The sequence below is a fragment of the Algoriphagus faecimaris genome, from assembly GCF_900101705.1.
Taxonomy (GTDB): Bacteria; Bacteroidota; Bacteroidia; order Cytophagales; family Cyclobacteriaceae; genus Algoriphagus; species Algoriphagus faecimaris.
The window spans coordinates 1-17,315 of sequence record NZ_FNAC01000039.1; the positions used below are offsets into that span (position 1 = coordinate 1).

The 17,315-nt window shown below is 41.9% G+C and carries 18 protein-coding genes, 1 pseudogene and 1 riboswitch; of the genes and pseudogenes, 11 read left to right on the forward strand and 8 right to left on the reverse strand.

All coding sequences use genetic code 11. The features are described 5' to 3' along the window. The 3 genes and pseudogenes from BLQ57_RS16670 to BLQ57_RS16680 form a co-directional block, all read right to left on the reverse strand. A pseudogene (locus BLQ57_RS16670) lies at positions 1 to 212 on the reverse strand (IS110 family transposase); the annotation flags it as partial. A gap of 204 nt (positions 213 to 416) precedes the next feature. Beyond that, positions 417 to 1,070, reverse strand: coding sequence for an SCO family protein (locus BLQ57_RS16675; RefSeq protein ID WP_087940697.1), 654 nt, complete (start codon positions 1,068 to 1,070; stop codon positions 417 to 419). A gap of 7 nt (positions 1,071 to 1,077) precedes the next feature. Continuing rightward, complete coding sequence (locus BLQ57_RS16680) at positions 1,078 to 1,614, reverse strand: CopD family protein (protein WP_087940698.1); 537 nt, start codon at positions 1,612 to 1,614, stop codon at positions 1,078 to 1,080. Positions 1,615 to 1,665: 51 nt separating this feature from the next. On the opposite strand from BLQ57_RS16680, the gene BLQ57_RS16685 reads away from it, so the two are divergent. The 3 genes from BLQ57_RS16685 to BLQ57_RS16695 all read left to right on the forward strand — a co-directional run bounded on the left by BLQ57_RS16685 (position 1,666) and on the right by BLQ57_RS16695 (position 3,874). Then, entirely contained in the window at positions 1,666 to 2,073 is a 408-nt protein-coding gene (locus BLQ57_RS16685; protein ID WP_139162776.1) for a hypothetical protein, read from the forward strand. Continuing rightward, positions 2,066 to 3,049, forward strand: coding sequence for a methylmalonyl Co-A mutase-associated GTPase MeaB (meaB, locus tag BLQ57_RS16690; RefSeq protein WP_087940700.1), 984 nt, complete (start codon positions 2,066 to 2,068; stop codon positions 3,047 to 3,049). The genes BLQ57_RS16685 and meaB overlap by 8 nt, the downstream gene beginning before the upstream one ends. A 93-nt stretch (positions 3,050 to 3,142) precedes the next feature. Continuing rightward, positions 3,143 to 3,874 carry a DUF3298 and DUF4163 domain-containing protein gene (locus BLQ57_RS16695; protein WP_087940701.1) on the forward strand — a complete coding sequence of 244 codons (732 nt, stop codon included), beginning with the start codon at positions 3,143 to 3,145 and terminating at the stop codon, positions 3,872 to 3,874. Between the two features lie 110 nt (positions 3,875 to 3,984). On the opposite strand, the gene BLQ57_RS16700 is transcribed toward BLQ57_RS16695, so the two are convergent. Continuing rightward, a complete protein-coding gene (locus BLQ57_RS16700) occupies positions 3,985 to 5,037 on the reverse strand; it encodes a DUF5074 domain-containing protein (RefSeq protein ID WP_087940702.1) in 1,053 nt (350 codons plus the stop codon). Beyond that, entirely contained in the window at positions 5,034 to 6,878 is a 1,845-nt protein-coding gene (locus tag BLQ57_RS16705; RefSeq protein WP_087940703.1) for a TonB-dependent receptor, read from the reverse strand. Before BLQ57_RS16705 ends, BLQ57_RS16700 begins: the two co-directional genes overlap by 4 nt. Before the next feature lie 123 nt (positions 6,879 to 7,001). Next, a riboswitch (cobalamin riboswitch) is annotated at positions 7,002 to 7,204 on the reverse strand. Between the two features lie 129 nt (positions 7,205 to 7,333). Between BLQ57_RS16705 and BLQ57_RS16710 the strand changes: the two genes are divergently transcribed. From BLQ57_RS16710 to BLQ57_RS16740, 7 genes are all read left to right on the forward strand, one after another. Further along, complete coding sequence (locus BLQ57_RS16710; protein WP_240507853.1) at positions 7,334 to 8,446, forward strand: ABC transporter substrate-binding protein; 1,113 nt, start codon at positions 7,334 to 7,336, stop codon at positions 8,444 to 8,446. Beyond that, positions 8,439 to 9,464, forward strand: a complete 1,026-nt coding sequence (locus tag BLQ57_RS16715; RefSeq protein WP_087940704.1) for a FecCD family ABC transporter permease — start codon at positions 8,439 to 8,441, stop codon at positions 9,462 to 9,464. The genes BLQ57_RS16710 and BLQ57_RS16715 overlap by 8 nt, the downstream gene beginning before the upstream one ends. 2 nt (positions 9,465 to 9,466) lie before the next feature. After that, positions 9,467 to 10,444: an ABC transporter ATP-binding protein gene (locus BLQ57_RS16720; RefSeq protein WP_087940705.1), complete on the forward strand. Its 978-nt coding sequence runs from the start codon at positions 9,467 to 9,469 to the stop codon at positions 10,442 to 10,444. Positions 10,445 to 10,564: 120 nt separating this feature from the next. After that, on the forward strand, positions 10,565 to 11,014 hold the full coding sequence (locus BLQ57_RS16725) for a MarR family winged helix-turn-helix transcriptional regulator (RefSeq protein ID WP_087940706.1): 450 nt from the start codon (positions 10,565 to 10,567) through the stop codon (positions 11,012 to 11,014). A 72-nt stretch (positions 11,015 to 11,086) separates the two neighbouring features. Continuing rightward, complete coding sequence (locus BLQ57_RS16730) at positions 11,087 to 12,091, forward strand: NAD(P)/FAD-dependent oxidoreductase (RefSeq protein ID WP_087940707.1); 1,005 nt, start codon at positions 11,087 to 11,089, stop codon at positions 12,089 to 12,091. A 16-nt stretch (positions 12,092 to 12,107) separates the two neighbouring features. After that, a complete protein-coding gene (locus tag BLQ57_RS16735) occupies positions 12,108 to 12,431 on the forward strand; it encodes a 2Fe-2S iron-sulfur cluster-binding protein (protein WP_087940708.1) in 324 nt (107 codons plus the stop codon). Positions 12,432 to 12,473: 42 nt separating this feature from the next. Then, positions 12,474 to 13,235 carry a hypothetical protein gene (locus BLQ57_RS16740; RefSeq protein ID WP_087940709.1) on the forward strand — a complete coding sequence of 254 codons (762 nt, stop codon included), beginning with the start codon at positions 12,474 to 12,476 and terminating at the stop codon, positions 13,233 to 13,235. 28 nt (positions 13,236 to 13,263) lie between these two features. Here the strand turns inward: BLQ57_RS16740 and BLQ57_RS16745 are convergent, their stop codons facing one another. Further along, positions 13,264 to 14,190, reverse strand: coding sequence for an IS1595-like element ISAfa1 family transposase (locus BLQ57_RS16745; protein ID WP_087940710.1), 927 nt, complete (start codon positions 14,188 to 14,190; stop codon positions 13,264 to 13,266). A 59-nt stretch (positions 14,191 to 14,249) separates the two neighbouring features. Further along, the gene (locus tag BLQ57_RS16750) at positions 14,250 to 14,867 is read right to left on the reverse strand and encodes a hypothetical protein (RefSeq protein ID WP_087940711.1); all 618 of its coding nucleotides are present in this window, start codon (positions 14,865 to 14,867) and stop codon (positions 14,250 to 14,252) included. Between the two features lie 159 nt (positions 14,868 to 15,026). Here BLQ57_RS16750 and BLQ57_RS16755 point away from each other — a divergent pair, with 159 nt between their 5' ends. After that, the gene (locus BLQ57_RS16755) at positions 15,027 to 15,410 is read left to right on the forward strand and encodes a hypothetical protein (protein WP_139162779.1); all 384 of its coding nucleotides are present in this window, start codon (positions 15,027 to 15,029) and stop codon (positions 15,408 to 15,410) included. A 2-nt stretch (positions 15,411 to 15,412) separates the two neighbouring features. Here the strand turns inward: BLQ57_RS16755 and BLQ57_RS16760 are convergent, their stop codons facing one another. After that, positions 15,413 to 17,296, reverse strand: coding sequence for a TIGR00341 family protein (locus tag BLQ57_RS16760; RefSeq protein ID WP_087940713.1), 1,884 nt, complete (start codon positions 17,294 to 17,296; stop codon positions 15,413 to 15,415). Between the last annotated feature and the right edge of the window lie 19 nt (positions 17,297 to 17,315).

Sequence of the window (17,315 nt, forward strand, 5' to 3'; positions counted from 1 at the left end):
TAGACCCCCGTACTCTCCATGGCTACATGGGTCACACGTTTTTCTTTCAACCAGTCCCGAAGCTGTTCAAGCGATTCGGTAAAGCCGTCATAGGAACGGGTCTCTTCCTTTAAGCCTTCACCCCTGATAGTCGCCACGATAAGGCTCTTGTGGACATCTATTCCACAGCCCCTTGCAATGAGTTGATCAAAGTTTACTGTCTGAGCTTTCATAACGTCCTGATTTGTACAGTTGATTTCTACGAAAACGGTGGATGCTGGGATATAATCATCCCCCTGTGTGTCGCGCTCCCGTCATGGATATTTCATGTGTTTATAATTTGATTTTTATGGCCACAACTTGTCCCGAGTATCGGGGTGGAATCTTCGCAAGAATTGTAATCATGCCTGTGTGTGTCGTTTGCGTCGTGCTCGATTTCATGGTTTGAGAATTTTAGGTATGTCTCTGATCAAACGGTCCACTTGATCTGATTTAGTCCCGTCGTACACTCCTCTGATGAGTCCCTTTTGATCTACGAGGACGAAAGCTCCGCTATGTAAAAATCCGCCCGGTTCATTTTGGTCTTCCATCGCTGTAGTGAGGTAGCTAGTTTGGCCTATTTCGTAGATTTTTTCTGCATCCCCAGTTAAGAAATTCCAAGTGTCGGCATTTTCGATACCCAGTTTATCAGCATATTCATTTAGCACCTCTTGCGTATCATGTGTCGGGTCAATAGAGTGACTCAAGATTTTAAAGTTGGGATCATCTTTGAATGCCTCATGAACTCGAAGCATCTCTTTTTTCATAATTGGACAAATGGTAGGGCAAGTGGTGAAGAAAAAATCTGCTACATACACTTTGCCTTCGACAGTGGATTTATCTACAACTTGACCTTTCTGATTAATAAATGAAAAATCCGCGATTTGATGGTAAACCGTATCATTTCGGGTTTCTCCATCTACTTTTACTTCATCTACATGCCAGTTGCCCAAGATAGGCAGTGATTCCTCAGAGTTAGTGCTTGTGGAAGTACACTGCCAGGTCATCATTCCTGTAAGTAGGAGGGAAAGATACAAACTGAATTTGCGCATGGATTGCTTATGGTTTTGTTCTGTATTTTTTATAAAGCTTGATGCCTAGCATCAAAAGGACACCTAAACCGACAAGTCCTGCTATTCCCCAAATGGTATCGATGGTGTTTTTCAGCACAATGAGAAATACAATCGCAAATAGTAGTAACGTCGAGGCTTCGTTCCAGATTCTTAACTGAGTGGAGGTCCAGCGAGTTCGGCCATTTTGCAATTCTTTGAATAATTTGTGACAGCCTAGGTGATAGGCATAGAGTAGGACCACAAATACCAGTTTGGCCTGCATAAATCCCAGCTCAAGGTAGCCTAGCCGATAGGTAATCACCCAAGTACCAAAAATCAGGGTAAGTATAGCAGAAGGCCAGGTGATAATGTACCACAGCCGGTAGGTCATCAGGTCCAATTGAGGCTTGAGGATTTTCCGTTCATGTTCGGGACGTTCCATCGCCTCAGTCTGGTAAATGAATAATCGTACGATATAAAAAAGTCCTGCAAACCAAGTAACTACAAAAATGATATGAAGTGCCTTAATGTATTCGAAACCCATGTCAAATTTTTCGGCTAAATTAAGGCCTAATCAGTTTAAGCCCTAAGATTTTTGAAAACTAACAAAATTATATTTACCGGTATATTGACGCTCGTCATTGCGCTCGTCTTTTATATCACCAAGGAAAGCTTCTCTGGAGCTGGTTTGAGTCGATTTGAGGGAAAATTGGAAGAAATGGATTTTTATCGAAATGAAAACAATACCGGCCCAGTATTGAGAGTGTATTCGGTCAAAGTCATAGAGAAGGATTACGAGTTGATGCAAGAATTTGCGAAATCCATGCCCCACACTAAATATGGCAGGACTTTGGTTTTCTTTTTTTCGGATGAATTGAACAAAAAGGTAAAGGTAAGGCCCAATGAGCCCTATTTTGATTCGGTCTATGAGCCGTTTTTGATGGGTAGTTTTCAGAAAACTCCCATGGGAGAAGAACGTTTCAGTTTTAGTAAAAATGATTAAAAGAAAAAGTCTCGAAGAATATAAGCAGGGAGTGATCCAGGGTAACCGGGTGATTCTCTCCCAAGCGATTACCTTGGTGGAGAGCAATCTTGATTCCGATTCGGAGCTTGCTGGTCAATTAGTCCAAGAGATTTTACCTCATTCGGGAAAGTCTATTCGGATCGGAATTACTGGGGTGCCGGGAGTGGGAAAGAGTACCTTTATTGAGGCTTTTGGTAAGTTACTGCTTTCCAAAGGAAAAAAGGTAGCGGTTTTGGCAGTTGATCCTAGTAGCCAAAAAACCAGGGGTAGTATTTTGGGAGATAAAACCCGGATGGAAAAATTAGCCTTGGATAAAAGGGCTTTCATCAGGCCCAGTCCTTCAGGAAGTACGCTCGGAGGCGTGAGTGCCAAAACCCGTGAGGCCATGCTGCTTTGTGAAGCGGCTGGTTTTGATGTGATTTTGGTAGAGACTGTAGGAGTAGGGCAATCTGAAGTAGCAGTGAAGGGAATGGTTGATTTTTTTCTTCTGCTGATGCTTGCGGGTGCTGGAGACGAACTTCAAGGTATTAAAAAAGGAATTATGGAAATGGCAGATGCGCTGCTCATTCACAAGGCTGATGGAGAGAATGTGGCTGCTGCCAAAAGAGCGAAATCCACTTATTCCAATGCTTTACATTTGTTTCCCTTGGCAGAAAATAGCTGGTCTCCTCAGGTGATTACAGGGTCCTCTATTTCTGGCGAAGGATTGGAGGAGGCTTGGAGTATGGTTTTGAAATTTCAGGATCAGATGCTTCGAAGTGGTTGGTTTGAGCGAACGAGAGCTTCTCAGCGATTGACATGGCTCCATGAATCGGTACAAGCGATACTAGGCAAGCAGTTTTATGCTCAGCCAAAAGTGAAAAAGCTGCTGGAATCAGATGAAGAAGAGGTCAAAAATGGCATCAAAAACCCCATGACTCTGGCTAGGGAGCTGACCAAGATCTTTCTTTCTTGATCCAAAAAGGTATTTTGGGTTATGATCCAAGGCTTCTCTGAACGATCATCTCCTTCAGCGGGGCAGTTTTAATAGTATAAAATCCATCAATTCATGAAATATGTGCTCTATTTTTTTGCTCTAGCCTTACTTTCTTGTAGTAAAGGTAAAAATCAGGCGATAATGTGGGATACCCGCCAACTAGAAGCAGAAAACTGTGTAGGTAAAGAATGTGCCAAAGTTTCCTTGAGCTATCCTATTGCGGCAGGTGGAGCGCAGAGCGCAGTGATCAATGCGACTATTGAAACTCAACTTCAGCGCTATTTGGATTCCGAGGATATATCGGCTGACCTTGAAAAAAGCGTAGAAAATTTCCTTCAAAATTATATTGACTTCAAAGAAGAATTTCCCGATGCCTATGGGGAATGTTCGCTGGAAGTCGAGGCTCGGGTGAGTCATCAGTCCGATTCATTGCTGAGCGTTTATTTTGAGCACTACGTTTTCACCGGAGGAGCTCATCCAAATTCATCAGTTTACTTTTTGAATTTTGATCCCCAAAGTGGGGAGGTAATCGAGCGTGATCAGCTGATTTTGAATCAGGAGGAACTGTTGAGCATGGCAAAGGATTCTTTTAGAGCCTTTCATCAAATTCCCCCAGATCAAGATTTGAAAGAGTCGGGGCAATTTTTTCTTCCTGAGACAGGGTTTTTCTTACCTCAAGCCATTGGCTTTAGAGAGGATAGCTTATACTTGATTTATATTCCTTATGAAATCGGCCCTTATGTGATGGGGTATACCGAATTGAGTTTTGCTCCTGAGCAAGTAAGAGGTATCGTTAGAAAATAAATAGAGGCTGTCTCAAAAGGGAACTTAGGGGCTGACAGATACTGTGGACCCTTGCTGTGTGGAGACATTTGATTGGGTCTTCGCATTTTTGAGACAGCCTCAGTTTTTCTCTAGCGCATCAAAAAACCCGAAGGACCTCTTCCTACTTCAAAACTTCTTTTTTCTTCACCATTCTGGTCTAGAACGGTGACGCTTCCGTTTCCCTGAAAACCATTTGCATTACTCAAATAAATTTCCTCTGCATTCGTGTCGAAACCAATGCCGTAAAATCCGGACCCCTCGTGCCAATTTAAATCTATAGTGGAGTTGAACAAGGATAGGGCTGCAATCCCATCTTGGTAGTCAGGCCATCCTGAGCTAGTCAAAAGGTACATGATGTCATTGCTGCCAAAGGCAATTTTACCAGTTGCATTTGAAATGGGATAGGTATTGGTGGAGGCTAGGGTGAAATTATCCAGATGAAAGCTGTAAAAAATCACCTCTTCAGCAGCAGTGGAGTAGAGGTAGATCCTCCCCTGTGCTTCAAAAAAAACTTTGGGACTGCCTTCTACCTCCAGGATTTCAACGACCTCTTCCGATTCGGAATCGATGACTTCTACTTTTCCTTCTTCTGAACCCGCTACGAGTATAAATTTCCCAAAAGAAATCAAATCTTCAGGCTTTCTTGACACCGGGATTTTTTTCGCAACGGATCCACCTTCGGTACTCCTGACTACAGCGATATAAGATGAGGGAGTGTTAAAGTCTGCATCATAGGGCCCATAGTCTGATATAAATAGCTTTCCTGAATTGACAGCCAATGATCGAGGCTGATCTAAATCAGAAGTAACGGCACCGATGCTAGTAAAATCGCCAGGATTGACTATTTCTATTTTGCCGGTATTGGCGACAAGGTACATCAGGTTATTTTCGTAGATCAAATCTTGCAAAAGTCCTGCGAAAGGTCTTCCGTTTGCGGATTCAAAAATAGCTGGTTTTAACTCATCCGTGCTAGGATTGAGATGATACACTTCGCCGTCATTACTCCCAAAAGCCCCTTCATTGAGAATGAGGATTCCTCTGTCAAATTCTCCCAGAGGTCTTTCTGGTACGGATTCGGTACAAGAAAAGGATAGAAAAAAGAGCGAAATAATTGCACTGATTTGGATTAATTGGTTTCTCATAATTGAATAGATAAATTGAAATGATAAGATCTTCCCGGCATGGGTCTGAGGTAAATCACTTGGTAGTCAGTGTTCCCTATGTTTTGAATTCGGAACTGCAAAGGAACCTTCACATTGCCTACTGACAGTCCCAGAAAATCAAAATGAAGATCATTGAGGAAAAATGCATTTAGGGATCTGGCGCTGTCCGCAGTGATTTTACGGTTGCCATTGTAGGAGTTTTGACTGCTGATTTGAAATTGTTTGAAAGTTACTCTCAGTAGGAGTGACGCTTGATGTCTTGGCGTGTAGGGCAATTGTCTCCCCAAATTCATTTCTGAGTCGGACTGAACGGTGACTGCTCGATTGAGGCTGTATTGCCATTGGGTGCTCCATGAAAAATTTCCAGATTTGTAGGTATAGCTCCCTTGGTATTCAATACCGTCTGAGCGTACTTCTCGGATATTTTGAGGGCTCCAGAAGGAACCTTGCGGAAGCCAAATGATCCAATTCTCCACATGGAGTCGGTAGGTAGTAAGACTTTGGGAGAAGTTTCCAGCTTTCCATTCCAATCCGGTTTCTGCAGTCCAGCTTTTTTCAGGAAGCAATTCAGGGTTTCCTCCGGGGTTCCAGAATCGATCATTCAGTGTGGGGACCTTGAACCCTCTCCCGAGTGAAGCTTTCCACTTCAAGCTTTGATTTTTCTTTTTCCAAAATTCCCAATCCATCCCTATACTCGGAATCCAAGGCTGCAGCTGATCTGCAAAGGAAAGTTGACGAAGATTCAAAGCCAGACTGAAATTATCCTTGGGCTGATACCTGATTGACTGAAAGAGTTCTATCCGCTGATCCACGGCTTCATAGGTATCTAAGTCACCCTGTATATGAGATAGTCTAGTTCCCAAATGAAAAAACCAATCTTCCTTCGCCTGATAGTCCCACTCTGCGCCCAGAAAGAGTTGATTGGTCAGATTGATGCTTTCATTGAAAACTTGCTTTTCCCGGACAAGTCCTCCTTTGAAAAGCCATGAGCTTTTCTTTCCCAATTTCTCATAATCAACCACGGTTCTGAAACTTTGATCTCTTTGCCGGTCTTGACTATTTGAACCCATGGGCGGGAGGATTTCTCGGTCTGCTTCATGGTACCAAAAAGAAGTTTTTAGCTTTTTGGAATTGTTGATTTTCCAAGCAAAGTCTTGTGAATAGCCCATCTGATTTACTTCGGCATGGTCCTGTTCTTGAATTGGAGTGCCGGGTAAAGCTAAATTTTTAAACGTATAATTGTTTTCGGCACTTTGCCTGTAGAATTTACTTTGGAAATAGAGTTTATCGCTAGAGTAGCTTCCTTTGATTTGAGTGTTAGCTTGTCCGAAGCTGCCCATTTCTTGAGAAAACCGGGCAGAGAATCCTTGTTCGAATTCGTAATTTGAATGGAGATGCAGGCTGCCGCCGATTGCCTCGTTTCCTATCAGGGCACCGTTGGAGCCAAAATGTAAGCTTGCACTTTCGAAGGCGAAGACAGGAAGTAAAGAAAGGTCGCTTTGCCCGAGGGAGGGACTATTGAGTGGGATGCCGTTCCAAAAAATAGAGGTATGGCCTGCGGAAGTACCTCGGAAAGAAGGGGAAGCAAGCATTCCTGGACCATATTCTCGAATGAAGACGGGGCTTTGAGCAGCGAGTAATCGTGCTAGGCTTTGTGATTGAAATGAAGCCAAGTCCTTTTTTTCCCAAGTGACCTGCTTCTGACCCTGATCATATCGATCAATAAAGGAAGCTTCGATCTCTATCGGGGACAGAGATACTGTGTCTTGCTTTTCCGGACTAAACCCAAAAAAGGAGATCACCCAAACGAATAAAATCATGCCTGATCGAATTAAGTTATAATCAATTCGATTCGGGCTTGAAGAGAAATGGGAAGAAATGAAACGTGGTCGGTAACCTACCGACAGCTGATGCAAGTCTTCTTCGCTTTTCCTCCGAAAGCACAGAATCTACAGAATTAGGCAGGTCTCCTGGCTTATCTGACTTTTGCTGCCTTCTCAGTCCGTTCTTTGAACCAATGGCATGTGTGAGCAAAAGCTTTTTTCAGACTTACAGTTGCGGGGACAGCTTCGGTTTTTAACCGAATTCCCTTTTAATCCTAAAAACAAAGAATATGCTTTTAGAAACCTATTTCTGGTACAAACATAGTTGCTCTTTCTGATCAAATGCAAGATCAAGAAAGATTTTTTTGTAATCGGTTCTTGCTTGCTGTTAATTTGGCTTTTAATTGATCCTTTCAAAATTGAATAATCTTCGAATAACCGGTCTTCTGTTTTTGAATCTAGCTTTTTGCTTTCTTGCTTGTGATGCTCCATCACAAGAAGAGCAAATAGGACTTTTTGAAGTTGAACTAGATTATGCCAAAGGTTTTCAAATTCAAAGAGGGGAAGATTTTTGGACAGTGAGAGTCAGTCAGCCTTGGACCGGTGCGGATCAGGCATTTGACTATTTGATTTTGGACGAAGGAAGTCAGGAAAATACAGTGGGATATGATGCTGTGATTCAACTTCCGATCGAACAAGTGATTCTCACATCTACTACCCATATTCCTCATTTGGATTTATTGGGCGAGACGGAAAAGTTGATGGCTTTTCCTAATCTCGATTTGATTTCATCAGAAAAAGTGTGGGAGCGGATCCGTGAAAATCAACTCATCGATTTGGGTTCGGCTCCCGCTGCTAACATAGAGATGATGTTGGATTTGTCACCTGATTGGGTGATGATATCGACACTGGGAGAGGATCTTAAAAACCTTCAGGTACTGACTCGTTCAGGTATTCCCGCTGTCATCAATGGAGAATATGTGGAGCAGCATCCTCTGGGAAGAGCAGAGTGGATTAAGTTTACTGGCATTTTATTGGGTAGATTTGAGGAAGCCAAGAAGGTCTTTGATGCAGTGGCGCTTGAGTATTTGGAGGCCAAGAAATTAATAGAAAGTCAGGAAAGTCTATTCAAGCCAAAGATTTTGTCAGGGGTACTTTATCAGGATGTCTGGTTTGCACCTGGAGCGGATAGCTGGGGTGCTCAGATTTTAGAAAATGCTGGAGGGGATTATATTTTTTCGGAACTCAAGGGGACTGGAAGCTTAGAGTTGAGTTATGAGTTTGTATTGGACAAAGCTATTGATGCTGATTTTTGGATAGGATCAGCTGATTTTGTCAGTCTGAAGGAGATGGGAGAGCGGGAATCAAGATATCGTGGGTTTGAGGCATTTAAGCGAGGTGAAATTTTCACATATACCAGAAAAAAAGGACCTGCAGGAGGATTAGAATATTTTGAATTGGGCTATATGCGGCCAGATTGGGTGCTGAAGGATTTGATTAAAATCTTACATCCCTCGCTTCTGCCTGAGTATGAATTGTATTTCTATACCCAGATCAATGAATAGACGAAACCATGTTACGTTGTTGGCCGGAGGAATGCTTCTTTTGATGCTCCTTTTTCTTCTCAATATAAGTTTGGGTTCGGTAGCCATTGGGCCTGTACAGATTCTCAAAGGGATTTTTTTCTCTGACTGGGAGAAGGTTTCTTTTGAGCAAATAGTCATTAATTATCGATTGCCAAAGGCTTTTGTCGCCGTCATTGCAGGTCTGGGACTCAGTTTGAGCGGACTTCAGATGCAAACTTTTTTCAGAAATCCACTAGCTGGTCCTTATGTCTTAGGTATAAGTGCAGGAGCAGGATTTGGAGTTGCTATTTTGATTTTGGCTGGGGCACTCTTAGGCTTTGGAATGGGAGCGATCCACCCTTGGAGTTTGGCTTTGGCGGGCACCCTAGGAGCTGGACTGATTCTTTCGCTAGTAAGTGTAGTAGCCTGGAGAGTAAAAGACTCGATGACACTGTTGATTGTGGGGATTATGTTTGGGGCAGCGGTTTCTTCTATTATTTCAGTCTTATCTTATTTTTCCGGTGCGGAGACGCTGAAGCTTTTTACCATTTGGTCAATGGGAAGTTTGGGAAGCTTGGATTGGCTTCAAGTTGCAGTTTTGGGAGCTTCGGTGTTTTTGGGAATTTTGCCAGTACTCTTTTCGATTCGGTCCTTCAACGCCCTCCTTCTGGGCGAGTCCTATGCAAAAAGCATGGGTGTAAATACCAAAAAATTGAGGTGGTGGATGATTGGAAGTACAGGGTTAATGGCTGGGGCGATTACAGCTTTTTGTGGTCCCATTGCTTTTGTGGGAATTGCAGTCCCTCATTTGGCAAGGATGATCTGGAAAAGCGCTGATCATCGGGTGTTGATTCCTGCCTCGGGTTTAGTTGGGGCGGCTTTGCTATTGATTTGCGATAGCATCGCCCAGCTGCCGGGGTTGGCAGAGAGCCTGCCTATCAATGCCGTGACTTCTCTAATAGGGGCCCCAATAGTGATAGGTTTGGTTCTTCGAAGAAACTTTAGCAAGGAATTTTAGCTATGGCAGAAGCAAGACTAGTCGGGAAAAATATCAGTTTGGGTTATCCAAATAAGGACGCGCCAAAAGTAGTGTTGGAAGCCTTGAATTTTGAGCTGTGCTCGGGTCAATTGACTTGCCTTTTGGGCCCAAATGGTGTTGGGAAATCTACGCTCATCAAAGCCATGATGGGCCAGTTAATACCTCTAGAGGGAAGACTGGAGCTCGATGGAAAAAGGGTAAGTGATTTTAGCTACGAAAATCTATCGAAGCAACTGTCTGTTGTACTATCTGAGCCTCAGCTACCGAGTAATCTGACGGTGGAGCAACTTGTGGGACTGGGACGTACTCCTTATTTGACTTGGTCAGGAAGTTTAAGTCAGTATGACAAGGAAATTGTCCAAAGAGCCTTATCCACCACACATATTGAATACTTGAGAAAGGAGCTGATAGGGGAGATTTCAGATGGTCAGCGGCAAAAGGCGATGATCGCAAGGGCGGTCGCACAGGATTGTCCTTTAATGATATTGGATGAACCTACGGCTCATCTAGACTTGGTCAATCGTTATGAGATTATGCGCTTGCTTCAGCAAATAGCCCATCAAGAGCAAAAAGCGATTTTAGTCGTGACGCATGATTTGGAGATAGCCCTGGAGACAGCTGATTATTTTTGGTTGCTCACCTGTGGAGCTCCTTTGCTCGGAGGGCTTCCTGAGGATTTGGTGATTTCTGGCTCGATCAATCAATTATATCCCTCAGGTACTTATCGTTTTGATCAGAAAAGGGGAAGGGTTGAGTTTGAAAGTGACACTTTAGAATGGTCCGTGACTGGAGAGGAAGAACTGATTTTTTGGCTCAAAAAATCATTAATTAAAGCAGGAATAAAAAAAATCCAATCGCCTGTGAAAGTTATGGGTAAGCCTTTTACTATTGATTTTGAAGGGGAAAGTTTTTCTAAACTGGAGACCTTTCTTCAATTCCTGCAATTGAAAAATGACTAGTCACTTTCGTGGTTGCTGTACTAAAGTTTTTATTCCGGAGGCTTTATTTCCCTATCATTTTTATAGGGAATTATTTATTGCAAAAACTTTATTTATATATTTGTCATACTAATTATTGGTATGACACAAGAGCAGTTTGCGAAATATTCCTTCCTATTGGATCGTACGGCACGTAAAGTGAAGCAGTATGCGCAGCAGCAGTTCAAGGATGGGGCTTTTGATGTGACTGTGGATCAGTGGTTGGTATTAAAAAATCTTTCTGAGCACGGGAAATTAAGTCAGACCGAACTGGCAAATTTGGTTTTCAAAGATCACCCCACCTTGACTCGGATCGTAGATTTATTGTGCAAGAAGGGCTATGTAGAGCGTGTGCCTCATCCTCAAGATCGCAGAAGTTTTCATTTGAATTTGACTGAAAGTGGCGTATCAAAAGTCACTGCGCTACGTCCTAAAATATTTGAAATTCGCGAGAAAGCGTGGGAAAACCTCAGCGAGCAGGATTTTGAAGAATTTAAGCGGATTCTCAATACGATTTACCAGAATTTGGATGGGCAATTGTTAGAGGAATAAATTTAGCATACTAATAATTTCTACACGAACAAAAATCAACATTCAGGGTTTTTCCCATAAAGTTTAAATAGCATGATTCATACAGACCTTTGCATCATCGGAGCCGGACCAGTAGGCTTGTTTGCGGTATTTGAAGCAGGATTGCTTAAGATGCGTTGCCATTTAATTGATGCCTTGCCTCAGGTAGGGGGTCAGCTTTCCGAAATTTATCCCCAAAAGCCCATTTATGACATTCCAGGCTATCCGGAAGTCAAAGCTCAGGAATTGGTCGATAATTTGATGGAGCAGATCAAGCCTTTCAAGCCGACCTTTACTCTTGGAGAGCGAGTAGATCACCTGGATCGTCAGGATGATGGGTCTTTCATCATTACCACCAATGAAAAAACCCATGTGCATGCCAAGGTTATTGTGATAGCAGGGGGGTTGGGTTGTTTTGAACCGAGAAAACCGGTTCTTCAAAACCTTGAGAATTTTGAGGGTAAAGGGATCACCTACATGGTCAAAAATCCAGAAACCTTCCGGGATAAAAATGTAGTCCTAGCAGGTGGTGGAGACTCTGCGCTTGATTGGACCATTTATTTGGCTAATGTAGCCAAGAAAGTCACTTTGGTTCACCGTAATGAAACTTTCCGGGGAGCTCCAGATTCTGCTGCCAAAGTTTTTGACCTTGCTAATCAAGGTAAGATTAACCTGATTCTTTCAGCAAATTTGAAAGAGGTGAATGGCAATGGCAAGCTAAATTCGGTGACCTTGGAGGATAAAAATAAAGCAGAAATCAAAATTGATTCCGATTATTTGATTCCCTTGTTTGGGCTGAGTCCAAAATTAGGTCCTATAGCAGATTGGGGATTGAGTATTGATAAAAATGCCATCGAAGTAGATACAAGAGACTATTCTACAGGAGTAGAGCGAATCTATGCCATTGGAGATATCAACACCTATCCAGGCAAGCTCAAGTTGATTTTGTGTGGTTTTCATGAGGCTGCCATTATGATGCATTCTGCATTCAAATTCGTCTATCCCGATCAAAAACTTAGCTTCAAATACACTACCGTAAATGGTGTGAATTCATTCTAAATTCTAAATTTGCACCATGGTAAATTTTACGGTAGAAGATCAGGACGGAAATCGTCAGGAAATAGAGGCTCCAGAGGATATGGGCTTTAGTTTGATGGAAATCCTAAAAGCCTCAGACTATCCTATTTTAGCAACATGTGGCGGTATGGCGCTTTGTGCTACTTGTCATATCGAGGTCTTGGAAGGCAAAGATGAATTAGGTCAGGCTTCAGATATAGAACTCGATCAATTGGAAAATTTACCTGAGTATTTTCCGACCTCCCGCTTGGCTTGCCAAATACGAATTTCAGATCTCCTGGAAGGATCAGTCATCAAGCTCCGAGGTGAGGATGTAGTCTGATTAAAAATAAATGATAAATTTCGTTAAACCATCTGGAAAAAGGTGGCTTTTTTTTTAGATTCCATCATGCGTTTTCTTCTTGTTTTGTTTTTTCTAGAGATGAGTACCTGCCTTTTTGCTTGTGAATGCATCTTTTTACCGCTTGATGATGCTTTCAGGAACTCTGATTTTGTGGGAATAGGGACGGTTAAAAAAGTCCATGCTCAAGACCCTTCGGCCAAAACCAAAAAAGTGGAGTTTGAAGTCAGTCAATTTTTTAAAGGAGTAGAACTAGATCAATTTTTTTTTGATTTTGACCTTAACAATTTGTGTATGGGAGGAGATTTGAAGGAAGGGGAGAAATATCTGATGTATTTGGATAGAAGGTTTGGGATTTATAGGACCAATCTATGCTTGGGTAGGCATTTTCCTGTGCGCTATGAGTATGTAATGAAGAGGGAGCTGCAGATTCTTCAGGCTTTATCGGAAACCTCATTAAAACTATCTGATTCTTTTCGGATAAATTTTTATGGTAATGACTTTTTTACAAAAATAAATAAGCTTAAAATCCCAAAAACATCAAATGAATTTGGAATCTACCTAGTAAAATATTATTCACAGAGTTTAAAAGAAGTTGATACGATATCGGGTTTTGACCCCACAGCTGATTATCTAATCGAATCTGCTATGAAACGCTCCACTTGGAATTTTGAACCTAAATACGATAATGAGGTCACCTTTCCAGTTACGTTCTTGATAGTTTTAGACAGAGGTTATAGCTTAGATGGTAAACTCTTTTCTATATCACGCTATGATAGGATGTAGGATTGCTAGTTTCAATAATTAAATATGACTATTCGTAATGTTGCACGTATGGATAGACAGCTGCAATAATGAGTCTGTCAAATAATTTTTCTCCAAAGTATCTTCTGTTGAGCTTGTAAGCAAATTCATCCAGATAGTTTTGCAGGTATTTTTCTGAAACCATGTGATAAATACCCAGGAGGTTTTTCTTCAGGTTACTGATCGCCGTGTGAACCCAATTGAGCGTTCCATTTGCTGAATCCTTGGATGATTTCACTTTGATGTGCTCTTCTATCATTTTTTCCAGATCGACATAGGCGGTGTTTTTGTCGGTAAATAACACCGATGAAGAATCCACGTTATTTTCCAAAAACTGTTCCACCGAATCACTGGTTGCATCCTTAAGCACTTTCAATTTGAAAAAGCCACAATGGCTTCCTTTTTTACCGGATTCAGGATCTTCCAAAGGGGTGGATTCGGAAGCCACTGCGACAATCGCCTGTTTCTGACTGCCTTTTCCTCGCTTTAGGTTTTCCTGAACCCTTTTACGGGTTGCCTTTTCAACATAAGCCTCATCATATTCCACCATCCCCTTGAGCAAATAAAGACTGTCCCGCTTTCCCATGACAGCCCTGATCTTATGCATCAGACTGAAAGCTGTTTGGTATCGCTTGAGCCCCAGCTGTCTTTGGAACTCCAAGCAGGAAAAGCCTTTCTTGGTAGCTGACATCAACAGAAACGCAGTAAACCAGGTATGCAGCGACAGATTGCTGGACTCCATCACCGTTCCGGCTTTTAAGGAGGTTCTCCTTCGACAAACACTGCATTCGAAGAACTTCCTGCCCGAAAACCAGTAGTGCTTAGGGAATCCCTTGCAGGTTTTGCAGTAAATCCCTGCTTTTTGCCGATAGTCTTTCAGAAAGATCTCACAGCTTTCCTCGTTTGGAAAATGATGGATAAAATCTATGATATTCATGCGCCTGTGTATTTTCACACAAGTACCGCTTATCTTCACGACTACGGAAACTAGTGTCACTAGCTGTCGAAGAATATTTGGCTACGTGTAGAATTCCGAAGAGTCATATAATTAAAAGCGGGTGATCCAAATTCAAAGCGATAGGTGACTTCTGTTTCTACAAATTCTTCAGTTACGAAGTCATAAAATTGCTGGTCAGCAACTAGATTGATGGATTCCTGTCTTGGGAAAAATTCTAGCCTTTTGATTTTAAAATAGGTATCTATACTATATGGATCCGTGAAATAAGTACCGTCATCGCCAAAAAAGTTCAATTCGAGACTGTTGTTTTCTCCTAGTTTTACAATTCTTCTGGTGATGCCACAGCCCATGATAATTTCATCTTCCATTGTTTCTTCGTTGTACCATTCGACGAAGCTGAAATAGTCAAAGTCCATAATGGGTGTTTCCTTATTTAGACGCCATTCTATGGAAAAATACTCACTGCAATATGAAAAATCATCTATGTGCTCGGTGATTAGTCGGCCTGATCTCGAGAAATCAATAGGAATAATGGTAGATATGGATTCAGCATGGTACACACCATAGGGGGCCTCTTGAATAGTAGGTAAATCAATTTTTGTGCAACCACTTATTAAAAAAAGAGCGAGAAGGAAAAAGGACAAATTTTTGTTCATTATAAGAAAGAAAACGAAGAGTTAGGTGAGTTGTTGTTTAGGAAGGTAAATTCTTCTTGAAATTCAGCATTTTAGAGCAATGTCTAAGAGGGAATTTTGAGTTTTTGTATCGTTTTTTGATTAAATCTCGTATTTAGAACAACTGTTTTTATGAAAGCTATGAAGTTAAACTACTCTTTAATTATTGTTCTTTTACTTTCCTCTTGCTTTGCTTTTGAAAGTGATCAGAAGGTAGAACTTTCTACTGAAATGACTTTGCTAGGTCAGGAAATAAAAGAACTTGCCGAGTCCCAGCCTTGTATGGATCCCTCAGACTGGGATTTTGTAGCCTTTGGAAGTAAACCCTGTGGAGGACCGTGGGAATACATAGCCTATTCAAAAAAAATCAACGTAAAGAATTTTTTAGAAAAAGTGCAGCAGTACAACGACTTGCAGCGAGAGGATAACATTAGAAACAATCGTTTTTCCAATTGCTTATTTGTGGGGCCGCCTTCAGGTATAACCTGCGAAGGAGGAAAAGCCATATTGATTTACGGTGGATAACCTCATTCTATTAGTTTTATTCCTAGTGTCAGTTCCAATTCAATGGTTTGCCCGATTTTCTCTTCAATTTCATTTTTGATTGCTTTGTAATCCTCCTGCTCTAGTTTTTGATCTGAGAGTACGGTCACTGATAACCTAAGCGGACTCAATCCTATCACTTTTACATCTCTGAGCAGTCCATGTGGAATTTCCTTTCCGCTAAGTTCTTGAATGACCCTATTTTCCCTGACCATTTCAGAAAAACTGAGGACAAGCGGCGCAGTGATTAAAATCAAAATTAGACCACTGATGACCAATCCTTTTCTCGCAAGTCGGAAAGGGCTATATCCCAGGATGAGGAATGTAAATGCAGCAGCCATCACGATACCTGCGAGGTTGGTCCCCAGGAGGAGAGACGCTCCCCAAAAGATATTCCATTGTCCCCATCCCAAGCCTATTCCTGCTACCGATAGTGGAGGAACCAAAGCCACGGAGATGGCCACGCCCGCCAGTGTTTTGGCAATTTCCTCTTTGGAATGTGCATAGGCCCCAGCAATTCCCGAAGCTACGGCTACTCCTAAATCCAGTAAATTGGGTCTGATTCTAGAAAGGATTTCGGGATTCATTGTTTTCAGAGGAGTCATCCAAGTAATTAAAATAGCAAAGCATAATCCCAATACAATTCCCCAAAAAACGCTGAAAAGACTGGTTTTTATCAAGGTGCTATCTTGTCTCAGTGTTCCCATAGATAAGGAAATAATAGGGCCCATCAGAGGCGCTAAAATCATCGCTCCTATCACTACAGGTCCGGAATTAGCAAAAATCCCAAAGGTGGCAATAAGAGTGGATAAGGCCATCAGAACCAAGTAGGTAGAACTGGTTTGTGCGTTCTTCTTGAGTAGGGTGAAGAGATCCTTAAATTCCTCAGTGGTGGCATGCCGAAACAAGGGGAGGTTTCTTTTTGTGAGTTCTTCCTTGAGTTTGCCACTTGGTAATCTTGACACGTTCAGTTCTTTTGGAACGGGTATGTCGTTCTTTTGCTTTTCAAATCCCGTTAAGACTCTTGCTTTTTCCTCCATCAGCATGAGGTGAAGCGCTTTTGAGTGAGACTCCTTACCGTCTAGGGCATAGGCGAATTCATCCTGAGCTTCGATGGTGATTTTAGGACTGGAAATGTAACTTAGAAAAGGGGGTATGTTTTTTCTTTTAAAAGGGGTGAAGATATTTTTGAACCCTATTAAAAGTACTGAGAATAAGCTTTTAGGAGCTAAAATAGCCAGATGAATCATCCCGTCATCCAACCCTGAATCACCTATCGTTTTTTTAAAAAAGAGATTATTCTCTCCATGAGCTCCTGCCAAAATCCCCAATGCAGCTATTTGGATGCTTTTCTCTTCTTGGTCGACCAAGTAGTTGATCGTAAATGATTTGAGTTTGACTTTTTTGAAAAGTTTTGAAAATCTGGAGACTCGTTTTTTCAAGTTTTGGAAATAACTCGATTCAAAGGTATCGTACAAGACACTTAAAGGCTCCCCGATCACCAGTGAATTGGTACAAAGTTGCTCATTCACTTTAAGAATGTCGATCTCCCCTATGGTTTCTGCCTTCAGAAAAAGCTCAAAAGCAGGTTCCTTGGAGCTTGGAATACCGATAGATTTGGCTAGTAGTTGTAATTCGGGGTGGGGTAGAAAAGCCAAGGATGGGCTTTCGGAGTTGATTTGCTGAAGAAGTTGAATGCTCTTGTCATCCGGAAGCCAGCATAGTAAGGAGTCTTCTTTATTGAATTTGGTAATTGAAAACTGATCAAAAGAAATACTCGCTCTCGGTGATGGAGAGAGTTTTCTGATAAAATTTTGAATCTCCTCCTCAGGAAGTTCAGGATCATAAATGAAGGTATATGTTTCCATGAGGAAGGAGATTTCAAGT

What these genes read in the sequence shown, in the direction of transcription:
- BLQ57_RS16675 (WP_087940697.1), bottom strand. Translation starts at nt 1,070, where the DNA reads ATGCGCAAATTCAGTTTGTATCTTTCCCTCCTACTTACAGGAATGATG.
- BLQ57_RS16680 (WP_087940698.1), bottom strand. Translation starts at nt 1,614, where the DNA reads ATGGGTTTCGAATACATTAAGGCACTTCATATCATTTTTGTAGTTACT.
- meaB (WP_087940700.1), top strand. Translation starts at nt 2,066, where the DNA reads ATGATTAAAAGAAAAAGTCTCGAAGAATATAAGCAGGGAGTGATCCAG.
- BLQ57_RS16695 (WP_087940701.1), top strand. Translation starts at nt 3,143, where the DNA reads ATGAAATATGTGCTCTATTTTTTTGCTCTAGCCTTACTTTCTTGTAGT.
- BLQ57_RS16700 (WP_087940702.1), bottom strand. Translation starts at nt 5,037, where the DNA reads ATGAGAAACCAATTAATCCAAATCAGTGCAATTATTTCGCTCTTTTTT.
- BLQ57_RS16705 (WP_087940703.1), bottom strand. Translation starts at nt 6,878, where the DNA reads ATGATTTTATTCGTTTGGGTGATCTCCTTTTTTGGGTTTAGTCCGGAA.
- BLQ57_RS16715 (WP_087940704.1), top strand. Translation starts at nt 8,439, where the DNA reads ATGAATAGACGAAACCATGTTACGTTGTTGGCCGGAGGAATGCTTCTT.
- BLQ57_RS16720 (WP_087940705.1), top strand. Translation starts at nt 9,467, where the DNA reads ATGGCAGAAGCAAGACTAGTCGGGAAAAATATCAGTTTGGGTTATCCA.
- BLQ57_RS16725 (WP_087940706.1), top strand. Translation starts at nt 10,565, where the DNA reads ATGACACAAGAGCAGTTTGCGAAATATTCCTTCCTATTGGATCGTACG.
- BLQ57_RS16730 (WP_087940707.1), top strand. Translation starts at nt 11,087, where the DNA reads ATGATTCATACAGACCTTTGCATCATCGGAGCCGGACCAGTAGGCTTG.
- BLQ57_RS16735 (WP_087940708.1), top strand. Translation starts at nt 12,108, where the DNA reads ATGGTAAATTTTACGGTAGAAGATCAGGACGGAAATCGTCAGGAAATA.
- BLQ57_RS16745 (WP_087940710.1), bottom strand. Translation starts at nt 14,190, where the DNA reads ATGAATATCATAGATTTTATCCATCATTTTCCAAACGAGGAAAGCTGT.
- BLQ57_RS16750 (WP_087940711.1), bottom strand. Translation starts at nt 14,867, where the DNA reads ATGAACAAAAATTTGTCCTTTTTCCTTCTCGCTCTTTTTTTAATAAGT.
- BLQ57_RS16755 (WP_139162779.1), top strand. Translation starts at nt 15,027, where the DNA reads ATGAAGTTAAACTACTCTTTAATTATTGTTCTTTTACTTTCCTCTTGC.
- BLQ57_RS16760 (WP_087940713.1), bottom strand. Translation starts at nt 17,296, where the DNA reads ATGGAAACATATACCTTCATTTATGATCCTGAACTTCCTGAGGAGGAG.